This is a genomic window from Citrobacter amalonaticus Y19, from assembly GCF_000981805.1.
GTDB lineage: Bacteria > Pseudomonadota > Gammaproteobacteria > Enterobacterales > Enterobacteriaceae > Citrobacter_A > Citrobacter_A amalonaticus_C.
This window is the reverse complement of record NZ_CP011132.1, coordinates 971,854-997,156: the sequence shown is the minus strand read 5'-3', so window position 1 is coordinate 997,156 and position 25,303 is coordinate 971,854. Positions and strand designations below refer to the sequence as shown.

Annotated in this window: 20 protein-coding genes; 2 read left to right on the top strand and 18 right to left on the bottom strand. The window is 54.8% G+C overall.

Going from position 1 to position 25,303, the window contains the following annotated elements; all coding sequences use genetic code 11:
• Nucleotides 1–88 precede the first annotated feature (88 nt).
• Nucleotides 89–1,279, top strand: coding sequence for an aspartate transaminase (gene aspC / locus F384_RS04460; RefSeq protein ID WP_046478712.1), 1,191 nt, complete (start codon nt 89–91; stop codon nt 1,277–1,279).
• A gap of 50 nt (nt 1,280–1,329) precedes the next feature.
• Here aspC and F384_RS04455 read toward each other — a convergent pair whose 3' ends face one another.
• The 7 genes from F384_RS04455 to cmoM all read right to left on the bottom strand — a co-directional run bounded on the left by F384_RS04455 (nt 1,330) and on the right by cmoM (nt 12,001).
• On the bottom strand, nt 1,330–1,977 hold the full coding sequence (locus tag F384_RS04455) for an MBL fold metallo-hydrolase (protein WP_046478711.1): 648 nt from the start codon (nt 1,975–1,977) through the stop codon (nt 1,330–1,332).
• Between the two features lie 19 nt (nt 1,978–1,996).
• Nucleotides 1,997–2,545 (bottom strand): YcbK family protein, encoded by a 549-nt coding sequence (locus F384_RS04450; RefSeq protein ID WP_046478709.1) that lies wholly within the window; start codon nt 2,543–2,545, stop codon nt 1,997–1,999.
• 176 nt (nt 2,546–2,721) lie between these two features.
• Nucleotides 2,722–4,572, bottom strand: coding sequence for a L,D-transpeptidase (ldtD, locus tag F384_RS04445; RefSeq protein WP_046478708.1), 1,851 nt, complete (start codon nt 4,570–4,572; stop codon nt 2,722–2,724).
• Between the two features lie 172 nt (nt 4,573–4,744).
• Nucleotides 4,745–9,205, bottom strand: coding sequence for a chromosome partition protein MukB (gene mukB / locus F384_RS04440; RefSeq protein ID WP_046478706.1), 4,461 nt, complete (start codon nt 9,203–9,205; stop codon nt 4,745–4,747).
• Complete coding sequence (gene mukE / locus F384_RS04435; protein WP_046478705.1) at nt 9,205–9,915, bottom strand: chromosome partition protein MukE; 711 nt, start codon at nt 9,913–9,915, stop codon at nt 9,205–9,207. Before mukE ends, mukB begins: the two co-directional genes overlap by 1 nt.
• Complete coding sequence (gene mukF, locus F384_RS04430; protein WP_046478703.1) at nt 9,896–11,218, bottom strand: chromosome partition protein MukF; 1,323 nt, start codon at nt 11,216–11,218, stop codon at nt 9,896–9,898. The genes mukE and mukF overlap by 20 nt, the downstream gene beginning before the upstream one ends.
• Nucleotides 11,219–11,221: 3 nt before the next feature.
• Entirely contained in the window at nt 11,222–12,001 is a 780-nt protein-coding gene (cmoM, locus tag F384_RS04425) for a tRNA uridine 5-oxyacetic acid(34) methyltransferase CmoM (protein ID WP_046478701.1), read from the bottom strand.
• A gap of 135 nt (nt 12,002–12,136) precedes the next feature.
• Between cmoM and elyC the strand changes: the two genes are divergently transcribed.
• Nucleotides 12,137–12,916 (top strand): envelope biogenesis factor ElyC, encoded by a 780-nt coding sequence (gene elyC / locus F384_RS04420; RefSeq protein ID WP_046478699.1) that lies wholly within the window; start codon nt 12,137–12,139, stop codon nt 12,914–12,916.
• Here the strand turns inward: elyC and F384_RS04415 are convergent.
• The 11 genes from F384_RS04415 to F384_RS04365 form a co-directional block, all read right to left on the bottom strand.
• Nucleotides 12,893–13,786 carry a YcbJ family phosphotransferase gene (locus tag F384_RS04415; protein WP_046478697.1) on the bottom strand — a complete coding sequence of 298 codons (894 nt, stop codon included), beginning with the start codon at nt 13,784–13,786 and terminating at the stop codon, nt 12,893–12,895. The genes elyC and F384_RS04415 overlap by 24 nt on opposite strands.
• A 152-nt stretch (nt 13,787–13,938) precedes the next feature.
• A complete protein-coding gene (kdsB, locus tag F384_RS04410; protein ID WP_046478695.1) occupies nt 13,939–14,685 on the bottom strand; it encodes a 3-deoxy-manno-octulosonate cytidylyltransferase in 747 nt (248 codons plus the stop codon).
• Nucleotides 14,682–14,864 (bottom strand): protein YcaR, encoded by a 183-nt coding sequence (gene ycaR / locus F384_RS04405; protein WP_042320194.1) that lies wholly within the window; start codon nt 14,862–14,864, stop codon nt 14,682–14,684. The genes kdsB and ycaR overlap by 4 nt, the downstream gene beginning before the upstream one ends.
• A gap of 51 nt (nt 14,865–14,915) precedes the next feature.
• Nucleotides 14,916–16,148: a winged helix-turn-helix domain-containing protein gene (locus tag F384_RS04400; RefSeq protein WP_046478693.1), complete on the bottom strand. Its 1,233-nt coding sequence runs from the start codon at nt 16,146–16,148 to the stop codon at nt 14,916–14,918.
• A 39-nt stretch (nt 16,149–16,187) separates the two neighbouring features.
• Complete coding sequence (gene lpxK / locus F384_RS04395) at nt 16,188–17,165, bottom strand: tetraacyldisaccharide 4'-kinase (RefSeq protein ID WP_046478692.1); 978 nt, start codon at nt 17,163–17,165, stop codon at nt 16,188–16,190.
• Nucleotides 17,162–18,910 carry a lipid A ABC transporter ATP-binding protein/permease MsbA gene (gene msbA / locus F384_RS04390; RefSeq protein WP_046478689.1) on the bottom strand — a complete coding sequence of 583 codons (1,749 nt, stop codon included), beginning with the start codon at nt 18,908–18,910 and terminating at the stop codon, nt 17,162–17,164. Before msbA ends, lpxK begins: the two co-directional genes overlap by 4 nt.
• Nucleotides 18,911–18,946: 36 nt before the next feature.
• Nucleotides 18,947–21,211, bottom strand: a complete 2,265-nt coding sequence (locus tag F384_RS04385; RefSeq protein ID WP_046478688.1) for a ComEC family protein — start codon at nt 21,209–21,211, stop codon at nt 18,947–18,949.
• Between the two features lie 204 nt (nt 21,212–21,415).
• Complete coding sequence (gene ihfB, locus F384_RS04380; protein WP_002463068.1) at nt 21,416–21,700, bottom strand: integration host factor subunit beta; 285 nt, start codon at nt 21,698–21,700, stop codon at nt 21,416–21,418.
• Nucleotides 21,701–21,847: 147 nt separating this feature from the next.
• Complete coding sequence (gene rpsA, locus F384_RS04375; RefSeq protein ID WP_046478685.1) at nt 21,848–23,521, bottom strand: 30S ribosomal protein S1; 1,674 nt, start codon at nt 23,519–23,521, stop codon at nt 21,848–21,850.
• Between the two features lie 112 nt (nt 23,522–23,633).
• The gene (cmk, locus tag F384_RS04370; RefSeq protein ID WP_046478683.1) at nt 23,634–24,317 is read right to left on the bottom strand and encodes a (d)CMP kinase; all 684 of its coding nucleotides are present in this window, start codon (nt 24,315–24,317) and stop codon (nt 23,634–23,636) included.
• A gap of 172 nt (nt 24,318–24,489) precedes the next feature.
• A complete protein-coding gene (locus tag F384_RS04365) occupies nt 24,490–25,257 on the bottom strand; it encodes a M48 family metallopeptidase (protein ID WP_046478681.1) in 768 nt (255 codons plus the stop codon).
• Nucleotides 25,258–25,303: the final 46 nt, after the last annotated feature.

The window sequence follows — 25,303 nt, the reverse complement described above, 5'->3', positions numbered from 1 at the left end:
GGTTTTCATCACTAACGGTTGGCATTTTGTAAATCTACCGTTAACCTGATAACGGATTTCCCTTCTGTAACCACAATGGAACCTCGTCATGTTTGAGAACATTACTGCCGCCCCTGCCGACCCCATTCTGGGTCTGGCCGATCTGTTTCGTGCTGATGACCGTCCTTCGAAAATTAACCTTGGGATCGGTGTCTATAAAGATGAAACTGGCAAAACGCCAGTGCTGACCAGCGTTAAGAAAGCCGAGCAATATCTACTCGAAAATGAAACAACAAAAAACTACCTCGGCATTGACGGTATTCCGGAATTTGGCCGTTGCACGCAGGAACTGCTGTTCGGCAAAGGTAGCGCGCTTATCAATGACAAACGCGCACGTACGGCGCAAACGCCGGGCGGCACCGGCGCGCTGCGCGTTGCAGCCGACTTCCTGGCAAAAAATACGGCAGTAAAACGCGTATGGGTGAGTAACCCGAGCTGGCCAAACCATAAGAGCGTGTTTAACTCTGCCGGGCTGGAAGTACGCGAGTACGCTTATTACGACGCAGAAAACCATTCCCTCGACTTCGACGCGCTGCAAAACAGCCTGAGCGAAGCGCAGGCGGGCGACGTGGTTCTGTTCCACGGTTGCTGTCATAACCCAACCGGTATCGACCCAACGCTTGAGCAGTGGCAAACCCTGGCTAAGCTTTCCGTCGAGAAAGGCTGGTTACCGCTGTTTGACTTCGCGTATCAGGGCTTCGCCCGCGGTCTGGAAGAAGATGCGGAAGGGCTGCGCGCATTCGCCGCGCTGCACAAAGAACTGATCGTCGCGAGCTCCTACTCCAAGAACTTTGGCCTGTACAACGAACGCGTCGGTGCTTGTACGCTGGTGGCGGCAGATACCGAAACCGTTGACCGCGCCTTCAGCCAGATGAAATCCGTAATTCGTGCGAACTACTCTAACCCGCCAGCCCACGGCGCATCCGTGGTTGCCACCATTCTCAGCAACGATGCGCTGCGTGCAATCTGGGAACAGGAACTGACCGACATGCGTCAGCGCATTCAGCGTATGCGTCTGCTGTTTGTGAATACCCTGCAAGAGAAAGGGGCGGATCGCGATTTCAGCTTTATCATCAAACAAAACGGCATGTTCTCTTTCAGCGGCCTGACCAAAGAGCAGGTTCTGCGTCTGCGTGAAGAGTTTGGCGTCTACGCGGTAGCTTCGGGTCGCGTGAACGTCGCCGGGATGACGCCGGATAACATGGCGCCGCTGTGCGAAGCCATTGTCGCCGTGCTGTAAGACGTGCGATAAAAGCAAAGCCCGCTTTTTAGCGGGCTTTTTAATGGGGATTACCAGACAGGCATTTCATCCTGCAGGAACGGATTGTGCAACCGTTCATAACCCAGCGTCGACAGCGGGCCATGACCCGGAATAAACGTTACGTCATCACCTAACGGCAACAGCTTACGTTTTATCGAATCAATCAACTGGCTGTGATCGCCGCGCGGGAAATCACTACGCCCTACTCCGCCTTTAAAAATCACGTCGCCTGAGATGAGAAGTTGCGACTGCTCGTCAAAGAAAACAACGTGTCCAGGCGTATGGCCCGGGCAATGCAACACCTGTAAAGTCACATTCCCTACGCTGACACGATCTCCTTCGTTAAGCCAACGGTCGGGTGTCAGTGGCTGACATTCGCCGAGGCCAAACATGCGACTCTGAGCAGGCAGACCCTGCAACCAGAACTCATCTTCTTTTTCCGGACCGATAACCGGTACGCCAAAGTGCTGCGCCAGTTCCGCCGCGGCACCCACATGATCGAGGTGTCCGTGAGTGAGCAGGATTTGCGTCAGCGTAATGCCGCTGGCGTCCACTTCCTGTTTGATTTTCTCCGCATCGCCGCCGGGATCAACAAGCGCTGCCAGACGCGTTTGCTCACACCAGATCAAAGAACAGTTCTGGGAAAACGCGGTGACCGGAATAATACGATAGTTCATACTGCTCCTGTTTCGTTAATCACCAGTGCCGCGCCGGCCCGGTGTCAATGTGCACAAAGTTACTGCGTGGGTAGTATCCTACACCACCTGCGCGCAGAGATAACGCGGCTTTGCGAACATTACTTAACGAAATCCCTTCAATATGAAAATCCATTGCCTGGCCTTTGGTGTGATAGCTTTGTTTCGCTACCCCACGGCTGTGCGCACGCAGTTCATTGTTGGTATCCAGCGAACGATAACCGGAAATCAGCTGAACGGGTTTACGCGTTCCCAGCAGCCCTTGCAGGCGGAAAAGCTGATCGAAGAGTCCGGGATCGATGGACTTCACCTTATTCGCGCGATAGTCGCGGAAAAAATGGTTAAGTTTGGCTAATTCATCCTGAATATAAGCTCTGCCATCAAAAAATTCCGCTTTGATTGACTCTCCGGTGTTGAGGTTACTCAGAGTCAAAATACGCGGACGCGGGGTAGAGAGTGTGGCAAACGCAGGCACAGGCAAGATGGCAGCGCCGAGGGCAGCACCACCTAACGCCAGCAGTTTGCGGCGATTAGCGTCAAATTTGTCCATGGTTTAAGGTCTACAGGTCAATGTTATCGTTTATATGCTTTAGCGCACGATAGGCACCTTAACTGGCAACAAAGCCGCCGTCAAGTTAGCCCAACCCCAGCAATGACGGGGCTTCTGGACCGATACCCCTGTCACTGTCAAATATTACGACAACAGATTAACCAGAACCTCTTCATTTACCTGATTAATTGTTCTGCTTTTGCCACAATTTGTGCGCTGGATCGCGCAGTCAGATCATAATTGTAAATATCTGTACGATACTGGGTGCGCCCGTCTGCGCCAACAAACGCCGTCAGATAGTAAAGGTTGACCGGAATCGTCTGGCGAATATTCACATAGCGCGTGTCGCCCTGCTTCAGCGCATCGGAAATGCGCGTATCGTTCCAGCCCGCATCCTGCAACAGCATATTTGCCAGTTCTGACGCCTTGTTCACGCGTACGCAGCCGGAACTAAGCGCCCGGGTATCCTTCTGGAACAGATTGTGATTCGGCGTATCGTGCAGATAGATAGCATCGGAACTTGGCATATTAAACTTATAGCGGCCCAGCGAGTTACGCGCGCCAGGCGCCTGCTGGAAACGGAACGGTAAATTTGATGGTGTGATGGTTGACCAGTCAACCTGCCACGGATCAATCGCCTCTCTGCTGTTCCAGCCTCGCATCACGGTATAGCCGTGACGTTCAAGGTAGCCCGGATCGTTCCACAGTTTGGGCAGAATGTCTTTACGAGCCAGCGTCGGCGGGACGTTCCACGGTGGATTGACCACCACGTTATTCAGCGCGCTGCTCATCATCGGCGTTTTACGATCGGGACGACCGACAATCACCCGGGACGCCAGCACCTGATTGCCGTTCTGATAATAAACCAGCGAATACGCCGGAATATTCACCATGATTCCCGTCGAAAGCTCGGACGGGAGTAAACGCAGACGCTGGATATTGAGCGCCAGTACACCCGCACGCTGCGCGGGCGTCATGTTCAGCCAGTCACGAGTAGCAGGGCCAATTGCCCCATCCGCACCCAGCCCTTGCCAGGTCTGAAAGCGTTTTACCGCCTCAACCAACTCTTTATCATACGCGGCACGAACAGCCAGTGCCGGCTTACTGCGCGGCGCGGTCTGTTTCTCCACCTCAACGCTCGGGGTTTCAACGGCAACAGCAGACGGGCTGACCACCGATTCTGACAGGGTCTCATCACCCGGCAGCGCAATTTTCGGTCCCCCTTCCAGCATTCCGGTACGTTGCAGTATTTCCCGCAACGCGGGCACGTCGTTGCTCCACTGACCCGGTCGCAGCGTGGCTTTGCCGGTTAGTTGCGGCCACGGACGCGAATCGCCCACCAGCGACAATAGCGACGCGTGCATCGACGCATACTGAGGGTGCTGAGGCGCCAGCCCGGCAATAAACGTCGGGAGTTGCCCATTATCCAGCGCGACCTGCCACTGATTAATCACCGACAGCGGCGGCGTCGCCAGCGCATACGGCTTACTGCTGTAAAGCCAGCGGTTGCCTTTGACCGGAATATTGGCGATCAAATGGAGATACCCCATCATCGCATCAGACAACACCAGATCGCGCGTAATGCCGTTAACGGATGGATCGGTCAGTAACGCCACCCAGGTGGTGAACTGGGGCTGGAAGCCAGCAATGGCGACCTCAGCCAGTTGCTGCTGGAACGCTTTAACGGCTTCACGATTTTCCCACATGGGCTTCATATCGCGCGCCGCATAGAGCAGTTCAAGCTGATTCATATAGACAGGCGTATAGCCCGAGGGAAGTTGCGACTGCAGTTCAGCCCGCGCCTTTTCCGCCGCCCCTTCAGGAAGAGGCTGCAGACCCGCCATCACGGCCGTTGCGCCAGATTGCGCCTGCGGCTGGGCGAGGCTCTGCTCACTGGCAACAACCGGGCTGTCACCAGGTATAACTTCAGGCTCATCAGCCTGAACACTGAACAGTGGAGCGAATGCTACGACCAGGCATAAACTCATTGCCGAGAGCCGACGACCACCAATTTTATTAAGCAACATCCCTTGCCCTCTGGTTACATTACGACACGCTCACATCTACCGGAGCTTTCCTTCATTATAGAAAGGCTGATACGCGATTACCTAACCTAATGTAAAGAAGTTTAAAGAAAATGCACCTGAAATCCGCTGATTAAGAAATGAAAAAGACGGCTTTTCAGCCGTCTTTATGATTTTAGCTGGCCTCTGACGGAGCATCAGCCTCGCCGGGGAGAGGATCAGGCAACTGCGGCGCAAACCCGCGCAGCCCAACCACATGGACGTGTTCCGTATTCTGGAAGACTTTACGGACCAGCTTATAGGTGGTGCCCTTCTCCGGACTGATGTTTTCCGGTGCTGCGATGATCAACTGCATTTGCAGACGCTCGCACAGTTCGAACAGGGTCGCGATGGAGCGCGCATCCAGACGGGCGGCTTCATCGAGGAACAGCAGACGGCATGGGGAGATGTCTTTTCCGCGCAGACGACGTGCTTCATCTTCCCAGCTCTGAACCACCATCACCAGAATCGACATCCCGGTCCCGATCGCTTCACCGGTCGACAGCGCCCCGGACTCCGCACGCAGCCAGCCGTCGGAACCACGGTTTACTTCCACTTCCATTTCGAGATAGTTACGGTAGTCCAGCAACTCCTCGCCAATGGTTTGCGGCGTACGCTGGCCCATGTCGATCTGCGGATTCAGGCGCTGATAGAGCTTCGCCAGCGCTTCCGAGAAGGTCAGGCGATTGCTGTTGAACAGATCCTGATGCTGCTCATGCTGTTCAGACAACACTTCCAGCAGCGTGGCATGGGTTTCACGCACATTCACGTTCAGGCGCACGCTGTGAACCTGGCCGAACGACACGCTCTGCAACCCCTGGTTGAGCTGACGGATACGGTTCTGTTCACGCTGGATGGTCTTGCGAATAATGTTCGCCACGCTGCGAGAGCTTATCGCCAGTTTCTGTTCGCGGGAGGTCAGCTCTTCGGTCAGACGGCCCAGCTCAATTTCCATCTGTTCGATGGCTTCCACCGGATCATCGGTACGAATGATATCCTGGCGGATACGCTCGCGCAGATGCTGATACACCGCGACAAAGAACTGGATCTTACGTTCCGGACGCTTCGGATCTTCCGACAGACGCAGAACGTCACGCAGATGTTCGTTATCAGCGACCGCCAGACGCAGCGCACCCAGCGCCTTATCCGACATGGAACGCAGTTCGTCCCCCGAGAGATAGGCCAGCTCACGACGATGCAGACGACGCTCGACGCCGCTGTCTTTCACCAGTCGCATCACCGCACACCAGCCGGCTTTCGCGGTCACCACCTGCTCACGCATTTCATGGTAATCGCGCTCCAGTTTGCGCAGTTTGCGGGTCAGGTTATCCATCTCCGCTTCACAGAAGGTGAGCGCTTTTTCGAGCTGGTTACGCCGCGCACGGTTATTGCTGAGCTGCGAGTGCAGTTCATCGCGACGAATACGCGCGCGCTCTTCCGCCCCGCTGTCGGCACGCACGCCAATATCCTGCAATTCACGCTGCAGATCGTTGAGCAGCTCTTTCTTGGTGTCGTAAGAGCTTCTCAGCGAGGCCAGAACCTGATTGTACTGGCTCAGTTGCGCCGCATGACCTCGCAGAGCTTCACGGGCGCGGGTACGTTCGGCTTCCGCATGTTCCAGTCGCTCACGCAGTTTTTCGTTCAGATCGCTGTTGCCGCTGAGCATTTCCGCGGAGTCGGAATAGCCAAAGTGCGCACGGCGCTGAACCACTTCGCTCAGCGCAAACGCCTGCTGACGCGCATCACGCTGCGTCTGCTGGGAGTACGCGTAATCTTCTTTTAGCTGTTCAAACTGTTCCGGATCGCTCTGCAACACCGAAACCATCGGTTCCAGTTTCGCCAGTTGGTTACCGTGCTGCTGCACAAAGCGCGCGGCTTCCTGCGCTTCATCCAGACGCTCGCGAATCTCCTCGACGCGGTCCGCCAGGCTGTCGTCAGCCAGCAGATTCAGACGCGGCAGCAGGCGGTTCAGTGCGGCAACGCCCTCTTTAGCCTGCTCGTACTGCAAACGCTGCTGCTGGTTGTCATTTTCGTGGGTAGTCAGCGCACGTTCCAGTTCAACGCGACGGCTGTTGAGCTGGCGGATTTCCGCTTCCGGGTCGGCGTCAAAGGCAACGCTTAAGTGGCTGCCGATAAAACGGCTGAACGCCTGATGCAGACGCTGCGTTTTCTGCACGTCAAAGGAGAGCGTGGCAAAACGCTCGGACAACCCTTCACGCTCGGCATGCAGAGTTTCGATGCGGTTTTCCCGCGCCGCGCGGCCAAACAGCGGTACGGACGGGAAGCGCGAGTAACGCCACTGGCGATCGGCGATTTTCACCACCACCGCTTTTTCCAGTTCGTCGACGCTGAAGACGCTGTCATCGAACGACTGCGGATCCCCTTCGATCAGATACAAATCTTCCGGACAATCCGTCAGGCCTTCCAGTTGCTCGGCGATCAGCGACAGATCCGGCACCACGATGGCATGGCGTGATGGGCCATACAGCGCGGAGAAGTACGGGGCATCTTCAAGGCTGACGTCGTCATAAATTTCTGACAGCAGCACGCCGCCGAAGCGTTCAGCCAGCGCGTTCAGGCGCTGATCTTCCGAACCGCCCGGCTGACTTAAGCGTTCGATCTCTTCATCGACGGCATTCTTGCGCGCGCCGACTTCGTCGCGTTCCACAATCGCTTCACGTTCACGCTCAAGCAATTGCTGTAAATATTCGGTCACGTCCTGGCTGGAGGTAAACTCTTCACCACACTGCTCGCTGAGCTGGCTCAGACTGTTTTGTGCCGCAAGCCAGACAGGCGCGCGCTGCATTAAGTGCTGAATGCGGGACTGTAGCTGTTCCTGCTCCTGGCGCAGCGCCATGCGCTGTTCGTGCGCGCTGGAGACGTTGTCAGACAGCGAGGCGATTCGCGCTTCCAGCTCCTGGTGCAGGGCTTCCAGTTCATCAATATCGAAATTCTTGCCCTGACGCTTACAGAATTCCGCCAACAGACGTTCGGCTTCCTGCTGCTCACGCAGACGCTGTTCCAGTTCGCTCAGTCGCATACGCAACGGCTGCACCTGTTCCGCCAGGTGACGCTGGTCAACGCCTTCACGCAACAATTCACGCGCCACATCCCAGGCCTCATTTCGCGCCAGCGGGCCATTGATCGCCACCACCAGCTGATACGCCTGCTCGAACTGACTGTGCGCGGTTTGCGACATGCTTATTTTCTGCTCCAGCGAGAGCATTTTTTCGGTCGCTTCCTGCTCTTTCGCCTGGAAGGTCTCCAGCCACTGGGCGGCGCTATCGGCCGTCAGATCCGGCAAATGACATACCGCTCTGGCGCGCTCCAGCGCGGAAATCGCCTGATTGTACTGGATGGCGCGGGTCTGCTGAACGTCCAACGCCTGCTGGTAATCCGCCAGTTGGTTTTTCAGCTCATCCACTTCCAGCTCGGCAGCCTCGGCGCGCGCTTCGTTCTCTTCCTGACGATCGACCGCTTCCGCTACCACTTCGTTTTGCTCTTCGAGACGGATCTGCAACTCGTCAAGATCCGCTTCGTAACGTTCAATTTTTTCCTGCTGACGCAGCGCCGTTTGCACCAGGTTCAGGTGATCGCTCGCCGCCTGATAATCGGCTTCGAGATCGCCTTCCGCGCCGTTGTGCTCGCCCAACTCACGCGCCATGTCGACGTGCTTATATTGCTCCGCCGCCAGCTGTTTACGCGAGGTGTACAGTTCGCGACGAAATTCCAGCGCTTTATCAAGGTGGATCCGCCGCTCATTGGCATGACGCATATAGTCCGCCGCCACGTAGTTGGTGGCTTCGCTGATCAGATGTTTAAACAGATCGCGATCGGACTGGGTGACGCGAATGGCCTCCAGCGTCAGACGGTTTTCCCGCAGCGCGGCTTCCATATCCTGGAACGCCTTACGCACCCCACTGTTTTCCGGCAGCAGGTAGTCGCGCAGAGAGCGGGTAATCGCGCTGGAAATCCCGCCGTACAGCGAGGCTTCAATCAGGCGATAGAATTTACTACGATCGGAGGCAGAGCGCAGACGACGGGCGATGAGGCCCAGATCGAACATCAGCGAATGGTAGTCGGTTATCGAGTTGAACTGCTTAAACTGCACGCCTTCCATCTCGTCGAGCTTCTCTTTAAGCTCCGTCAACGGCAGGACGCGCGCCTGACGTTCATTCAGCGTCTCCGTCACCAGTTGCGTGGGCTGCACTGACATCGGCAGACCCTGAATGGCAAACGGTTTGATGTCGACTTTACGGTCACGCCCGGCAACCTGCTGCAAACGTACGCCAACCACCACGCGCTGATGACGCGAGTTGACAGTATCCAGCATTGAATAGCAGACGCCCGCTTTCAGCTTACCGTGCAGCCCTTTGTCGCGTGAGCCGCTGGTCGCCCCGGCTTCGGTGGTGTTACGGAAGTGCAGCAAGGTTAAATCCGGGATAAGCGCCGTGACGAACGCCGCCATGGTGGTGGATTTCCCCGCGCCGTTCCCTCCGGAAAGCGTAGTAACCAGTTCATCCAGGTCAAAGGTGCGGGCAAAGAAACCGTTCCAGTTAATCAGCGTTAGTGAGCGAAATTTACCGCGTTCAATCATTATTCTTCTTCTCCACTGTCACTGTCCGGCTGATTCTCTTCGGTCTCATCATTGAGCAGCAGGTGGTTTTCAACCGGCATCGCTTCGCCATCGCGAATCAGGCGGCGCTGCGCTTCCCGTGGATCATCGCCACTGCGCACATCCGCGCCAAAGCGGAACACCGATTCCGTAATCCGGAATTTGCTGCTGTCATGTCCCATAAACCAGACCATGCCTAAACGGCGCAGACGGTTTAACGACGATCGCATTTTTTCCTGTAATTTCTGGCGGTCGACGTCGGAGCCGGTTGAACGGTTATTCACCAGCTTCAACAGTTTGGCTTCGTCAGCCAGCGTCAACAGCTCGTCGTACAACTCCTGCTGAGTGAAAATCCCCTCATTGGCCAGCCGCTCCGGGCTGAGATAGAGGTAGCAGAGAATTTTACCGACCATCATGTCCAGTTCAGACAACACGGAACGCGGGATAATGGTCGTTGAACGCGGACGCAGGTAGAAAAACCCTTCCGGCGCGCGGATTAATTCCACGTTGTAACGGCTGTAAAACTCTTCCAGGTAATCCTGAAAGTCCATCAGAAAGGCATGATTATCCAGTTCATCCAGACCAATGTGGCGGCCTGAACGTAATGCGCTATCCAGCGCCGGAAATAACGGATTCGCCAACGCCTGCGCCAGCTTAACCGGCATCACTTGTTCAATATTTGTCAATGACATGCGCCTGTACCTTGGCTCCGTAATCATTAATCGGCTGCCATTTGGCTGGCAGTCCGGTGAAGTCTGCTTGCGCTACGCCAAGACGTACCGCCTGATCGATAACAATGCGCGCAACGTCGAAATGACGCGCACGCGGGTATTGCGCAAGATACTCGCGCACTACCAGGCCGAGATCCAGCGGCGTCTCTTTCGATTTATAGATAGCCAGTTGGCCTTCGATAATCGCCGCCAGCTGTTCGCGGATCTCGTTAAACTCTTCGTACTCTAAATCCGGCGGAAGTTCCCCGGTCACCTCTTCATCACGCAGCGCCATCTCTTCGTCGCGCATATCCAGCAGACGATCGGCGTTGGCATAGGTCAGCGCCCACGGTTCGTCAAAGTAGCTCTGTACCGACTGACGTAAGCGCTGGGCAAAGACGCGGTTTTTATCCATGTCGATGGCGGTACGGATAAATTTATGCACGTGGCGGTCATAGCCTATCCACAGGTCGATCGACTGCTGGCCCCAACTGATAATACGATCCAGCTTGCTTTGCAGGTCAAACACCAGCCTGTCGACAAAATGCAGATCGTCATGGGCCAGCGTCGCATCCTGAATACGCAGCAGATTGGCCTGTAATTTATCGCCTGCCGCTTCCAGCGTATCCTGCAACTCGCGCAGGGTTCCGGACGTTTCTGACAACAACAGTTCACAGCTTGAAATCGCCGCGCGCCAGTCTTTATTCAATAACTGCGCGATATCATCTTTCACCTGCTGCTGCTGTTCATCCATGATGCGCTGAGTCAGATCGATACTGTCGAAAATCTCGGCCACCGAATACTTGAGCGGCGCATAGACGTTGCGGTGCCAGTGAAATTCATCACCGCCCTCATCGGCGGCATCCGCCGCGCGCTTGAGTTCACCCGCCACGATCGACAACTGCATCGACAGACGCAGTGTGGAAAATTCACGCTGGCGAATATAGTAATCCGTAATGCCAATGCCGAGCGGCGTCAGGCGATAGATCGCGTTCCCTTCTGCCTGCTCACTGGTAAAGCGGTTCAGCAGACGTTGACGCACCATATCGTTGATCGCATTGTTCGCGCGCACGCCAATGGTTTCGCTGGTTTGCTCAAACGCATCACTTACATGGCGGAACGCATCCACCAGTTCGCCTTCACTCATCTCACCGTCCAGGCGCTCGCCGTTCAGTGTGGCTACCGCCAGCAGGAACGAGAGTCGGTCTACCGGCAGCGAGATAGTGAAGTCATTTTTTCTGGCCCAGGCAACCAGTTCGGGGACTGTCTGGGAAAATTCACTCATAAGTTATCCTTGCATCTGCGGTTTACGCGCGGTGACGTGAATGTAACGACCCAGGCTGACATACGGTTCCTGGCGACAATAACGCGTTTCTAATTCAAGCAATATCTCATAACAGTCACGCTGCTGATGCTTCTCACGCAGATAATCATGAAACACGCGCACCCCGGTCTTCCCGGTGATCTGCCAGCCAATCTGTTCCAGCCACTGGTAAACCTGTTCTGGTTCACGCGGATAGTCTGGCGAAAGGGTACGCTTCTTACGCTTTGGCATCCCTATCTGCACGTAGTCAAAGTTCCCCGCCACCATGTTATGCATCAATAGACCGTTGGCATTGTAGAACATTAACGACAGTACGCCACCGGGACGCAATACGGACCAAAGGGTCTCTAACACACTGACCGGATCGGCGACCCATTCCAGCACAGCGTGAAACAATATCAGATCAACAGGGCTTTCCAAATGCGAAGCAACGTCCTGAGCGGCGCATTGTATAAAATGCATGTTGTGGCTCACATCTTTATCTTCTGCCGCCCGTTGCGCACGGGCGATCATCTCACCGGACAGATCGCACAGCGTCACGTGATGACCGCGCTCTGCCAGTTTAATGGCCGTCTGCCCTTCACCGCCACCGGCGTCCAGTACCCGCAGTTTCTGCGAGCCGTAGTCCGCCAGCACACGGTCGAGATCCTGCCACAGGATCGCCTGTCTTAGCTGCCCTTTTGTGGTGCCGTAAATATTACGGGAAAACTTCTCAGCAATGTCATCAAAATTGCGATCCCGCATCGGGTTCTCCACAGGCTGGCTTAGCTGTTCTCTGATAAAACCGCTATTTTGTCACACCCGCGCGGAGAATGAACCTCTCTGGTGTAATATCCTGATTATTCTTCTGCTATATGGTCAAAAAAGGAACCAAAAAGGATGCTTTTTACACTGAAGAAAGTGATTGGCGGCATGCTGCTACCCCTCCCTTTTCTGCTCCTGATGATGGGGTTCGGCCTGGCGTTGTTGTGGTTTAGCCGTTTTCAGAAAACGGGAAAGGTGTTCATCAGCCTCAGTTGGCTGACGCTGTTCCTGCTTAGCCTGCAACCCGTTGCCGATCATCTGCTGCGCCCGATAGAAACGAGCTACCCGACCTGGCAGGATACGCAGAAAGTAAAATACATCGTCGTACTGGGCGGCGGCTATACCTGGAACCCACAGTGGGCGCCCAGTTCCAACCTGATCAATAACAGTCTGCCGCGTCTTAATGAGGGAATACGACTGTGGCGGGCCAACCCGGGTTCGAAATTGATCTTTACCGGCGCGAATGCCATAACCAATCCAGTGAGTACGGCTGAGGTCGGCGCGCGGGTGGCGCAATCGCTGGGTGTGCCGGAAGAGGATATTATTAGACTGGACAGGCCCAGGGATACCGAGGAAGAAGCCGCCGCCGTGAAGCAGGCCATCGGCGACGCGCCATTCCTGTTGGTCACGTCCGCCTCCCATCTGCCGCGAGCGATGATTTTCTTTCAGCAGGCCGGATTGAACCCGCTGCCGGCTCCGGCGAATCAACTGGCCATCGATTCGCCATTGAATCCGTGGGAACGAGCGATCCCCTCACCCGTCTGGTTGATGCATAGCGATCGGGCAAGCTACGAGACGCTGGGGAGAGCCTGGCAGTGGCTGAAAAGGTCGTCAGGCGAGCCAGGGCAGGAGTGATTTAGCGGCAAGATCAAAGTGAGATCGGTTGAAACGCCCGGTATTAACCAGTTGCGCAACTTCATCCCATAACACATATAGCCAACGCCGCCAGATGAACGATTCCGCCACTGGCGCGCGTTGCAGGTAGTGCCAGAGTAACCCTTCCGCCAGCGTATTATCCATCAGCCGGAACAGTTCGTACTCCCGTGGCGCCCAGAGCATGATACCAGGTCCCACCATTGCCAGAAGCTGGTCGCTCCGGGCATCTTTCAGCATGCTGCGCAGACTGAAATTGCCATGCACCAGCACACAGTTGTCATTAAATCCTTCAAACAGCGCCGGCAGGCATTCACGGGTACGGAACAGAATGCGTCTGTCCTGCATCGTCAGCCCGGTGTTGTTGAACTGGTTGAGCGTACTCCAGAGCACCTCAACACGCTGGCGGTACCATGAGGGCCAGATGTTCTCCTGCGTATTGTCCACCGCACCGACGCAGCCCCGGCTATCCTGGCGGTGCCAGGCCAGTAGCCCTTCGACAATCTGATCTTTGAGCTGTTCCCAGCGCTCCGGCGTCCGGGCTGGCGCTTCGACCGGGACGCCACGCAGGCGTTCCAACAGTAAGACATCCGGACCGGGATGCTCGTCGTGGGTCATCACCCCGTAAATGACCGGCATTCGCACGGTGCCGCTACGCGCTAACATAGTGGTTTTCCAGGCCAGTTGCTGTGCGACACCCGGCGTGGTGAAACTTTGGGCCATCAACGGCATCGGGTTGCCCTGACTGTCATAAAGCGCCCACAGTGCCGTGTCGACTTTTTCATTCACGCATTCAATGCGGCTCAGTTTTTCGCCCAGTAAATGACTTAATTCGGCGCGCAGCTGTTCCATTCAGATTGCCCTCATAAAAGCTACTGCTTTTATAATGAGCGCCACACCGTCGGATGTCACCCGGATGAGATCAATTGTTGAAAAGAAAAAACGTGGAAAATCGTAACGGTACGACACTCCTCTCACTAATGAGCGGAGTGTCGTAAAGAGAATTAACGCATTTCAGCGCGAACGCGCTCGAGGTCTTCTGCGGTATCAACGCCGGTGCCAGGCACCTCTTTTGCCACGGCTACGTGGATTTTTTCGCCGTACCACAGCACACGGAGTTGCTCCAGCATCTCAATATTTTCCAGCGGACTGGGCTGCCAGCTCACATAACGGCGGATAAATCCGGCGCGGTAGCCGTAAATGCCAAGGTGGCGCAGGAAGGTGTCGCCAACAGTCTCGCGACTTTTCGCAAAACGGTCGCGATCCCAGGGGATCGTTGCACGCGAGAAATACAGCGCATAGCCTTCGGCATCCAGTACAACCTTCACCGCATTAGGATTGAACGCTTCTTCTGCGCTGTGAATCGGTGCCGCGAGCGTGGCCATTCCAACCTGACGCTGCGCCAGATTTTCCGCCACCTGACGAATGATGACGGCCGGGATCATCGGTTCATCGCCCTGCACGTTGACAATCACGGTGTCATCACTGAAGCCACACTTCTCGACCACTTCTGCCAGACGTTCTGTCCCCGACTGGTGATCGACGCGGGTCATGCACACTTCCCCACCCGCCGCTTCAACGGCACGTGCGACGTCTTCATGGTCGGTCGCGACGATAATGCGCTCAGCGCCGGATTCACGGGCGCGCTCCAGCACATGCACAATCATCGGCTTACCGTTGATATCCTGTAACGGCTTACCCGGCAGACGCGTGGAGGCGTAGCGGGCAGGAATAATGACGACAAAACTCATGATTTACGCTCATCAGCCGCTAACACGCGGGCCTCGGTTTCCAGCAAAACGGGAATGCCATCACGCAGCGGAAAAGCGAGGTTATCCAGTTTGCAGATCAGTTCTTGTTTTTCCTGGTTGTACCAGAGTTTTCCGTTACAGACCGGGCAGGCAACGATTTCAAGCAGACGATGATCCATAGTTCCTCCAGATGGACCGGGTAATGAATGCGGCGATCTTATCATATTCGCTCATGCGACTGCGTCTATTTCCCACCCCTGCCGACATTGCGCAAATATCCCTTCCGGACAGTGGCCAAGCGTCACGCGAGTGGCATTCTGCCAGCGGGCGAAGTCGTTTATCGCCTGCTGTATGCCGTTTTGCAGCGTCACTCCTGGCTTTACCCCCTCCTGCAGATAGAGAGAAATCACCTCCAGCACGCCCGTTCTACGGTGCATTTTGGCGTCCATCCGCCCCACCAGTTGCCCCCGGTGGAGCAAAGGCAGGACAAAGTATCCATACTGGCGCTTTGGCGCCGGCGTGTAACATTCCAGCCGATAGCTGAAATCAAACAGTTGCTCCGCACGTTTGCGATCCCAGACCACCGGATCAAACGGCGACAGCACCGCGCTATGCGTCGCGCTCAGCTTTCCTGCCTGTGCCTGTTCCAGCATTGGCAGTAAATCCGCGTGCAACCAAAGGCGACCAAGGTTTTCGACCTCGATCGGAACGATCTGCTGCTGTTCAGCCCGCACGTCGCGCCAGTTTTGTAATTCGGGACGTTTCAGACGGTAATAATCTGCCAGCCACTGTTCGCGGAAAATCCCCAGGCTGCGCGCGCTGTTGTCCAGCATGACAGACTCCGCTTGCGCCCGGGGGAGCAGATCGCGTTCATCATCCCAGTGTGGCATGACGCGATGCGTGAGATCGTAGACGCGCTGGAAATTACGCCGCTCGATCACCATCACCTTTCCTGCCGTGAACAGCCCTTCCAGATGTAGCTTGTGCGGCTTCCAGTCCCACCAGCCGCTGTTGCCTTTACGCTGGTGCTCAAAGTCCGCTGAGCGTACCGGTCCGTTTTGATGAATATGCTGCAACAGTTGTTCAATTTCGCCAGCATGCTCTTTCATCCACGCCGCCTGATACTTCCAGCCCATTTTTTCAGGTGCCAGCATCCGGTGGCGTATCAGTGTGAAATCACTGCGCGGCAGGAAACAGGCTTCATGAGCCCAGTACTCCATCAACTCTCCCTGTGTCAGGGCATCATCCAGCCACTGCGTTGTGTAATTCCCCAGTCGGCTGAACAGCACAAGGTAGGGGCTGCGGGCAACAATATTGATGGTATCGATTTGCAGCAGCGACATACGGGTAATCGTCGGCAGGATGTCGCTTGCCAGCGCGCGGCGGCGCGGTTTTTTTAACAGCCCCTGGGCGGCGAGATGAAGGTTACGGGCATCCGTAAGAGAGAGGTACGGCAACGACATTCATGATTCCCTCATTCATTCGCCGCCGTCATGGTGGTGCTAACGTACCAGCGAGATCAATTTTTCGAGTAATGTCTCTGGTTCTGTCCCCGACAGGTGTGCGTCGACAGGGAGATACCACCAGTTATCTTCCGCAAAAGCACGGCACTTAACGGCGTCCTTCTCCGTCATGACCAGCGTTTGCGATGTATTCAGTAAGCCGTTGACATCACGCGAAGTCAACGCCTGATGATCTGCCAGCGGAACACACTTCTGCGGCTGTACGCCACAGGCCTCTAACGTGGCAAAAAAGCGCGGCGGATGACCAATACCGGCCATCGCCACGACATTTTGCAGTTGCGCGACATCGCGACGCTCACCGGTACGCAGGTTCACGGCCAGTCCTGCCGCCAGACGCATCGGGATCTCCCCCGCCTGCGGGATGCCACCGTTGACGATGACTGCATCCACCGTTTTCAGGCGGCCTGCGCGCTCACGCATCGGACCTGCCGGTAGCCACCAGCCGTTGCCGAAGCGACGAACGCCATCGACCACCACAATCTCGACATCGCGGGCCAGACGGTAGTGCTGAAGACCATCATCGGTGACAATAATCTGTACATCGTGATGCGCCAGAATCGCGTTGACCGCATCAGCCCGGTTGGGTGACACGGCGACCGGCGCGCCGGTGCGCTGATAAATCAACACCGGTTCATCACCCGCTTCCGTTGTCGTGGTTTCGGCATTCAGCAGCAAGGGATAAGATGCCGCTTTGCCACCGTAACCACGGGAAACTACCCCAACACGAAGACCACGCTGCTGGAGTTGTTCCACCAGCCAAATCACCACCGGCGTTTTACCGTTACCACCCGCCGTCAGGTTACCGACCACCACCACTGGCACCGGTGCGCGCCAGGCGCGCTTGATCCCGAGCGTATAGCACAGACGAATCCCCCCGCTCACCAGGCCGTACAGCCAGGAGAGAGGGAGTAACAGTCGCCACAAGGGCGACTCACCGGACCAGATGCGTGCGATCATTGACCAAATTGCATTTTGTGCAGTTGCGCATAGACGCCGCGATGTTCCAGCAGTTCGCTGTGCGTACCACGTTCCACAATCAGACCATCTTCCACGACCACAATTTCGTCAGCCTGTTCGATGGTTGAGAGACGGTGCGCAATAACCAGCGAGGTGCGGTTTTTCTGCAGTTCGTCCAGCGCCGCCTGAATGGCGCGCTCTGATTCGGTATCCAGAGCAGACGTGGCTTCATCGAGGATCAGAATCGGACTGTCACGCAGCAAAGCACGTGCAATGGCGATACGCTGACGTTGACCGCCGGAAAGCAGCACGCCATTTTCGCCGATCACCGTATCAAGGCCTTCATCCATCTTATTGATAAAGTCCATGGCATAGGCCATACGGGCCGCTTCCTCAATCTGCTCGCGGCTATATTGCTCAGTTCGCGCATAGGCGATGTTGTTCGCCACCGTGTCGTTGAACAGATGCACGTTTTGCGAAACCAGCGCCACCTGATTACGCAACGAGGCCAGGGTGTACTCACGCAGATCGTGACCATCCATCAGGATTTCGCCTTCATTGATGTCATAGAAACGCGTGATCAGACTGGCAATGGTTGATTTACCGGAACCTGAACGTCCCACTAACGCGACGGTTTTACCTGCCGGGATTTTCAGGTTGATATTGCGCAGTGCCGGCACTTCGCGGCCCGGATAGGTAAAGGTCACATTACGGAATTCCAGATCGCCGGTCGCACGTTCAATCACGCGTTTACCTTCGTCTTTTTCCTGCTCGCTATCCAGGATAGCAAACAGAGTCTGACATGCAGCCATACCACGCTGGAACTGGGCGTTGACGTTAGTCAGCGATTTCAGCGGGCGCATCAGGGCAATCATTGACGAGAAGACCACGGTGATCGTCCCTGCCGTCAGGCTGTCCATAACGCTTGGGAAGCTGGCTGCATACAGAACAAACGCCAGCGCCAGAGAAGCAATCAACTGGATGATAGGATCGGAAATGGAAGAGGCAGAAACCATCTTCATCCCCTGCAAACGCATCTTGTTACTGACTTTGTCAAAGCGCTTCGTTTCCACCCCCTGACCACCAAAGATCAGTACCTCTTTGTGGCCTTTCAACATCTGCTCCGCGCTGGTCGTCACCTGCCCCATCGTATTCTGCATATTCTTACTGATAGCACGAAAACGTTTGGAGACCACGCGAATTGCAATCGACACAATAGGCGCCAGCACAACGAGGATGATCGACAACTGCCAGCTGTAATAGAACATCATGATGAACAGGCCGATTATTGATGCGCCTTCACGCACAACAGTAATCAGCGCGCCGGAAGACGAAGAGGCAACCTGTTCAGAATCGTAAGTAATACGAGAAAGCAGCGTCCCGGTGGACTGCTTGTCAAAGAAGGAAACCGGCATTCCCATCATATGGCCAAACAGGCGACGACGCATGGTCATGACCACTTTGCCTGATACCCAGGAAATACAGTAGCTGGAGATATAGCTGGTGATACCACGTAAAATCATCAGCCCAATAACCACCAGCGGCATCCAAAGCAACACTGAGCGATCTGTTTTACCAAAACCATCGTCCAGTAATGGTTTGAGGAGCGATAACATGAAGGTATCGCTGGCCGCGTTGAGGATTAACGCAACACCCGCCACGATCAGACCCGATTTGAAAGGCGCAATGGTTGGCCACAGTCGGCGAAACGTCTGCCACGTAGAGAGATCTTTATCGTTATGCATTCAAGAAACCAGCATCTGTTGAAATAGCCGCATATTCTACCCGTTATCGTCTGACACGCCAAACCACTGATGATACCAACGAGGTAAAATTTGCTCCCGCAGGCTGATGACCTGCCAGCCTTGTGTTGAAAAATCCAGCGAAATTTGCCCCTGATGAGGGGTATCACACCACCGGTAACCCTGTTGCTGATAGCGCTGCTTCACCTTCCGGGACGGCAGTCTCCAGGCGTTGTAGCGTGATGCCGAGGCCAGCGCCGCCCTACCATTGACGCGTTGAATGAATGACAGTGAAGAAGAACTGTTGCTGCCATGATGCGGTACCTGGACAACCGTCGCTGAAAGATGCTGCCAGTAATGACTTAACATCTTCTGTTCCGCCGGGGACTCTATATCACCCGTCAGCAGAATACTGTGCCTGCCATCATCAATCTTTATGACACAGGAATGGTTATTTCCCTGCGTCAGGTCCCCCTTCAACGGCCAGTGCGCGCTAAAACGCAATCCCTGCCATTGCCACGTCTCACCGCGATAACACGGCAAATGGCCCTGCCAGCCTAGCGGGCTGCGCACCCAAAGCGTTGGCCAGGTTGTCTGCAAAGAGTGTAGTCCACCTCGATGGTCGAGATGCTCATGGCTGAGAATAATGCCCTCTGGCTGCAAGTGATGCCAGCGTAGCCACGGAATGATCATCTGCTGTGCGCTGTCACCTCCAGGCCAGCCCAGCCCGGTATCATAGAGTAACGCTTTGCCATTGCGGGCAATGACCATCGCCAACCCTTGTCCGACATCCAGCATGTGCACCTGCCAGGTGTCGGTACGTATCGGACTCCAGAACGGCCAGCTCAATATCGCCAGCGTCGCCAGACAGAGACCGGGAAAGAGTCGCCATGCAACGAATCGCCAGCCGGGTAGTATCAGCCAGGGCGCAAAGACCAGCCACTGCCAGCGGGCATCAACATTGATCCATCCCGCAGGCAAGTGCCTGAGCGCCCAGAATAACGCGGCCAGTGAGCGATCGGCCAGATACCAGAATCCGTCTTCGAGAAACAGTGGGCCAGTGAGGTGGACCACCATTCCAGCGAGGATCAGCGGAACGCTAACAAACGTGACCAGAGGAACAGCAAACAAATTTGCGACAAAAGAGGTCAGGCTGATACCGTGAAACAGCGCAATTTGTAGCGGCAGGATCAACAAAGTAATGCCCAGTTGCAGATGTGCCAGTTCAACCAGTAAGCGCCCGACGCGCGGTAAAGGCCAGGCGGGACAAGGAAACCATTGGTACCAGAACAGCAATGCCGCAACGGCAAAAGCTGAAAGCCACAGGCTTTGCGAGATCACGGCGACAGGATCGACAATCAGAATGGCCGCCAGACAACAGCACCAGACCGACCAACCGCTCCATTGCCGCCCGCTTAATTTCAGCGCCCCCCACACCACCAGCGCCACCACCGTGCGTAGCGCTGGTGGCTGTAATCCGGTCAACCAAGCATAAAACGCGGCGCAAATAAGCCCGCCAATCAGTGGGTGCTGCCAGTGGATCGCTCCGACCGGCAGCAGGAACTGCACGCAGCGAATCAGCGCGGCAGCCAGTAAAGCCGCAAAAGCGATATGCAGGCCGGAAATCGCCATCAAGTGCGCCGTACCGGTATCAAGCATGATCGCTTTAACCTCTTGCGGAACCAGCAGGCGTTCCCCCATCCCCAACCCTAATATCACCTGCTGCCAGGGATAGCTATCCAGAGAACGGGTCAACGAGGCGAGATAACGGGCTCGCCAGCTGCATCTGCTGTCGACAGCCTTTGCCTGCAAAAATCGACCAGTGAGTGGCTGATGCTGTGCTAAGGCATAACGCTGGCTATCAAATCCACCGTCATTCAGCTCAGCGTGAATAGCGCGAACCTTCAGCGTCATCGCCCAACGCTGCCCCGCACACGGTGCTATCGGCAAGTACTGGTCATAGAGCACAATACCTACAGTAGGGAAAAGACGATGCCCATTAAGATGCGTGATCCGCCCGGCGTGTGTTGTCATGTTGTCCGTGGCCGTAAGTTCCACGACCGCCTCCTGCGTGGCGGCTGGCAATGTATTTACCGCCCACAGCGACTGCTTCGCCGCCATGACGCCCCAAAGAAAAAACAGCAGGAGAAGCCCGATACACTGCGCCACTTTCCAGTGAAACAGACCGAGCAGACAGGCCAGCACAAACAGGATGCTAACAGCCAATGAACCCGGAAGTACGGGCAGCAAGAATAAGGGAAAAATTCCCCCTAATGCGCACAGACTGACCGTCGTTATTTTCATAGACACCTCCGTGTTGGCGAAAGTGTGCAGATCTGAACAGCGGTTGTCAGGGGGAGAATGAGGGATTTACGGCCATGATTCCGCGATTTTCATCGCCGCCCGGCAATGTGCAACGTGAAATGCGAGCGGTATTCCAGGACGAGGCAGCAGGCAAGAAAAAAGCACCGTAAAGGTGCTTTTCTTAGGCTATGTTTTGCGAAAAACTTAACCGTAAATATTGGCGCGATCGCGCAGTTCTTTACCCGGCTTGAAGTGTGGAACATATTTTCCTTCCAGATCCACTTTATCGCCAGTTTTCGGGTTACGCCCGGTACGTGGAGCACGGTAGTGCAAAGAAAAGCTGCCGAAACCGCGGATTTCAATACGCTCGCCCTGTGCAAGAGTCGAGGCCATATGCTCCAGCATCTCTTTTACTGCATCTTCAACCGCTTTCGCGGGAATATGAGATTGCTGAGTGGCAAGTCTTTCAATCAATTCTGACTTGGTCATGATTCCTCCGGTTCCAATAAGCTGCTGGTGTGGCATTGATTAAGGGCGGCCGTAGCCGCCCTTTGTCATTGATTACAGAACGAATTCTATAATCTGTCAAGTATTCTCATCTGACTTCGGGACGAAACATCCCGAAGTATCAAAGAATTACTCGCCTTTAGCTGCTTTGAAAGCTTCAGCCATTGCGTTGTTAGAGAAGTTTGCATCTTCCTGTTTGTTAACAGTTGCGATGGCATCTTTCTCATCAGCTTCGTCTTTAGCACGAACAGACAGGCTGATTGCACGGTTCTTACGGTCAACGCCGGTGAATTTAGCTTCAACGTCGTCACCCACGCTCAGAACCAGGGTAGCATCTTCAACGCGGTCACGGGAAGCTTCAGAAGCGCGCAGGTAACCTTCAACGCCGTCAGCCAGTTCTACGGTTGCGCCTTTCGCGTCAACTGCAGTCACTTTACCGTTTACGATTGCGCCTTTCTTGTTCAGTGCAACCCAGTTGTTGAACGGATCTTCTGCCAGCTGTTTAACGCCCAGAGAGATACGCTCACGCTCTGCGTCAACCTGCAGAACAACTGCTGCGATTTCGTCGCCTTTCTTGTATTCACGAACTGCTTCTTCGCCTGCAACGTTCCAGGAGATGTCAGACAGGTGAACCAAGCCATCGATGCCGCCGTCCAGGCCGATGAAGATACCGAAGTCAGTGATAGACTTGATTTTACCTTCAACACGGTCACCCTTGTTGTGGGTTTCCGCGAACTGCTGCCATGGGTTAGATTTGCACTGCTTCAGGCCCAGGGAGATACGACGACGTTCTTCGTCGATATCCAGAACCATCACTTCCACTACGTCGCCAACGTTAACAACTTTGGACGGGTGGATGTTTTTGTTGGTCCAGTCCATTTCGGAAACGTGAACCAGGCCTTCAACGCCTTCTTCGATTTCAACGAAGCAGCCGTAGTCGGTCAGGTTGGTCACGCGACCAGTCAGTTTGGTACCTTCCGGATAACGCTTAGCAATAGCAACCCACGGATCTTCGCCCAGCTGTTTCAGGCCCAGGGATACACGGGTACGTTCGCGGTCGAACTTCAGCACTTTAACAGTGATTTCGTCGCCAACGTTTACGATTTCGCTCGGATGCTTAACGCGTTTCCATGCCATATCGGTGATGTGCAGCAGGCCGTCAACGCCACCCAGATCAACGAATGCACCGTAGTCAGTGAGGTTCTTAACGATACCTTTAACTTCCATGCCTTCCTGCAGGTTTTCCAGCAGTTGATCGCGCTCTGCGCTGTTTTCGGATTCGATCACGGCACGACGAGAAACAACAACGTTGTTGCGTTTCTGATCCAGCTTGATAACTTTGAATTCAAGCTCTTTGCCTTCCAGGTGCAGCGTATCGCGCACTGGACGAACGTCTACCAGTGAACCTGGCAGGAACGCACGAATACCGTTCAGCTCAACAGTGAAGCCGCCCTTAACTTTGCCGTTGATAACACCAACAACAGTTTCAGCGTCTTCGTATGCTTTTTCCAGCGTGATCCAAGCTTCGTGACGCTTAGCTTTCTCACGGGACAGCAGGGTTTCGCCGAAGCCGTCTTCTACTGCGTCCAGCGCAACGTCAACTTCGTCACCGACCTGGATTTCCAGTTCGCCGGCTGCGTTTTTGAACTGCTCTGCAGGGATTGCAGATTCAGATTTCAGGCCCGCATCAACCAGAACGACGTCTTTGTCGATAGCAACAACAACGCCACGAACGATGGAACCCGGACGGGTTTCGATTGTTTTTAAGGATTCTTCAAATAGTTGAGCAAAAGATTCAGTCATGTTTAATCTTCGAAGTTAGATTTAACGTCCACCTGACACCATGTCGGATGGGGTTGTTTAACATACCCGCTGTCATTCCATTGCAACGGGGGTACTGCAAATTCGGTCGCTCTTAAGCGAGTGCCAGTTTTTGGCGCGCGTATTGTAGCGCTTTTTCAATCACTTGCTCAATGCTTAATCGTGTGGAATCTAAAACTAAAGCATCAGCAGCGGGTACCAGCGGCGCTACAGCACGGTTCCGGTCGCGATCGTCACGTTCTTTGATCTCGGCCAAAAGGCGTTCAAAGTTAACACTAAAGCCTTTCTCCTGCAACTGTAGCATACGGCGATGCGCACGTTCTTCCGAGGAGGCGTCAAGGAAAATTTTAACCGGCGCATCCGGGAAAACCACCGTCCCCATATCGCGTCCATCGGCGATCAATCCCGGCGCTTCGCGGAAAGCCCGCTGGCGACGCAGCAGCGCTTCACGCACGCGAGGAAACGCGGCAACCTGAGAGGCGGCGCTGGCGACATCCTGCGTACGGATTTCACCGCTGACGTCTTCCCCTTCCAGGATTACTTCCAGACTTCCGTTCGTTGAGACAAAGCGCACATCGAGATGAGTGGCCAACGGAACCAGCGCGTCTTCTGAGGCGACATCAACATGATGATGTAATGCCGCCAGCGCCAGTACGCGATAGATTGCACCCGAATCCAACAGATGCCACTGCAATGCTTCCGCCATCGCTTTGCACAAGGTGCCTTTTCCTGCACCGCTTGGGCCGTCAATGGTAATTACCGGGGCAATTGCCGTCATCTTTATCTCCTTAAACAGGCGTACTGTTAACGTAAACGCCGCGCATTATACGCGTCAACGCCCACAATCGTTAACGTTGTGTGTAAAAACCAGTTTTGTCTGTAATCAGATGAAGAATAATTGCGCAATTATAGCGGGCTGGAAAGAAACCAGCCCGAAAGATGACAATGTTTTACTTTTTGTCAGAAGTGATGCGTTCGCGGATATGCTGAGCACGTTCAGCTGATGGCGGGTGAGAGTCGAACATCGATTTGGCATGGCTGGCATCCATGGCTGCCAGCTTATCGAAGCTGCCGACTAAGCCCTGGGTGCTGATACCCCGTTTTTTCAACAGATCGTAGGAGAAATCATCCGCTTCAGACTCTTTATCACGCGAGTATTTGGCATTGATAGCCCCTTCTGCGATATCACCAAGCTGAGATTGGGAAAGCTGAGCCGCTACACCGCTGGTGGCGGAAATAGCGTCGCGTGCGGCAACGACGGCATAAGAGGCTTTCATTTCTGCCAGCGAGTGCCCCAGCGCGACGTGTCCCAGTTCATGACCCAGAACGCCTTCCACTTCGTTGTCGTTCATCATATCCATCAGGCCGCTATAGACACGTACGCAGCCGTTTGCCATCGCCCATGCGTTAACATCACTGGTCATATAAACCTTATAGTTAACCGGTGTGCCGTCGATGTTATTACCCAGCGCTTTAGCGATTTTAGCTAAGCGCTTACTGTATTTGCTGGATGAACTGGCCATTTGATTTTGGCTATCCAGTTCCTGACATCCCTGATTCGCGATCGCTTTGGCATCAGCGTCCGTCAGTGTTGCCGCTTTGTATGCGGATAGCCCGGAACTGACGGCCAAATTGGTATCAATGCCGTGCGTATTCTGACAACCGCTCAGCAGCGTGGCGGATACGGCCAGTGCCAGCAGTAATTTTGCATTCTTCATGTGAATCATCCATTGATTATATATAATTAATACAGATAACAATAAG

What these genes read in the sequence shown, in the direction of transcription:
- aspC (WP_046478712.1), top strand. Translation starts at nt 89, where the DNA reads ATGTTTGAGAACATTACTGCCGCCCCTGCCGACCCCATTCTGGGTCTG.
- F384_RS04455 (WP_046478711.1), bottom strand. Translation starts at nt 1,977, where the DNA reads ATGAACTATCGTATTATTCCGGTCACCGCGTTTTCCCAGAACTGTTCT.
- F384_RS04450 (WP_046478709.1), bottom strand. Translation starts at nt 2,545, where the DNA reads ATGGACAAATTTGACGCTAATCGCCGCAAACTGCTGGCGTTAGGTGGT.
- ldtD (WP_046478708.1), bottom strand. Translation starts at nt 4,572, where the DNA reads ATGTTGCTTAATAAAATTGGTGGTCGTCGGCTCTCGGCAATGAGTTTA.
- mukB (WP_046478706.1), bottom strand. Translation starts at nt 9,205, where the DNA reads ATGATTGAACGCGGTAAATTTCGCTCACTAACGCTGATTAACTGGAAC.
- mukE (WP_046478705.1), bottom strand. Translation starts at nt 9,915, where the DNA reads ATGTCATTGACAAATATTGAACAAGTGATGCCGGTTAAGCTGGCGCAG.
- mukF (WP_046478703.1), bottom strand. Translation starts at nt 11,218, where the DNA reads ATGAGTGAATTTTCCCAGACAGTCCCCGAACTGGTTGCCTGGGCCAGA.
- cmoM (WP_046478701.1), bottom strand. Translation starts at nt 12,001, where the DNA reads ATGCGGGATCGCAATTTTGATGACATTGCTGAGAAGTTTTCCCGTAAT.
- elyC (WP_046478699.1), top strand. Translation starts at nt 12,137, where the DNA reads ATGCTTTTTACACTGAAGAAAGTGATTGGCGGCATGCTGCTACCCCTC.
- F384_RS04415 (WP_046478697.1), bottom strand. Translation starts at nt 13,786, where the DNA reads ATGGAACAGCTGCGCGCCGAATTAAGTCATTTACTGGGCGAAAAACTG.
- kdsB (WP_046478695.1), bottom strand. Translation starts at nt 14,685, where the DNA reads ATGAGTTTTGTCGTCATTATTCCTGCCCGCTACGCCTCCACGCGTCTG.
- ycaR (WP_042320194.1), bottom strand. Translation starts at nt 14,864, where the DNA reads ATGGATCATCGTCTGCTTGAAATCGTTGCCTGCCCGGTCTGTAACGGA.
- F384_RS04400 (WP_046478693.1), bottom strand. Translation starts at nt 16,148, where the DNA reads ATGTCGTTGCCGTACCTCTCTCTTACGGATGCCCGTAACCTTCATCTC.
- lpxK (WP_046478692.1), bottom strand. Translation starts at nt 17,165, where the DNA reads ATGATCGCACGCATCTGGTCCGGTGAGTCGCCCTTGTGGCGACTGTTA.
- msbA (WP_046478689.1), bottom strand. Translation starts at nt 18,910, where the DNA reads ATGCATAACGATAAAGATCTCTCTACGTGGCAGACGTTTCGCCGACTG.
- F384_RS04385 (WP_046478688.1), bottom strand. Translation starts at nt 21,211, where the DNA reads ATGAAAATAACGACGGTCAGTCTGTGCGCATTAGGGGGAATTTTTCCC.
- ihfB (WP_002463068.1), bottom strand. Translation starts at nt 21,700, where the DNA reads ATGACCAAGTCAGAATTGATTGAAAGACTTGCCACTCAGCAATCTCAT.
- rpsA (WP_046478685.1), bottom strand. Translation starts at nt 23,521, where the DNA reads ATGACTGAATCTTTTGCTCAACTATTTGAAGAATCCTTAAAAACAATC.
- cmk (WP_046478683.1), bottom strand. Translation starts at nt 24,317, where the DNA reads ATGACGGCAATTGCCCCGGTAATTACCATTGACGGCCCAAGCGGTGCA.
- F384_RS04365 (WP_046478681.1), bottom strand. Translation starts at nt 25,257, where the DNA reads ATGAAGAATGCAAAATTACTGCTGGCACTGGCCGTATCCGCCACGCTG.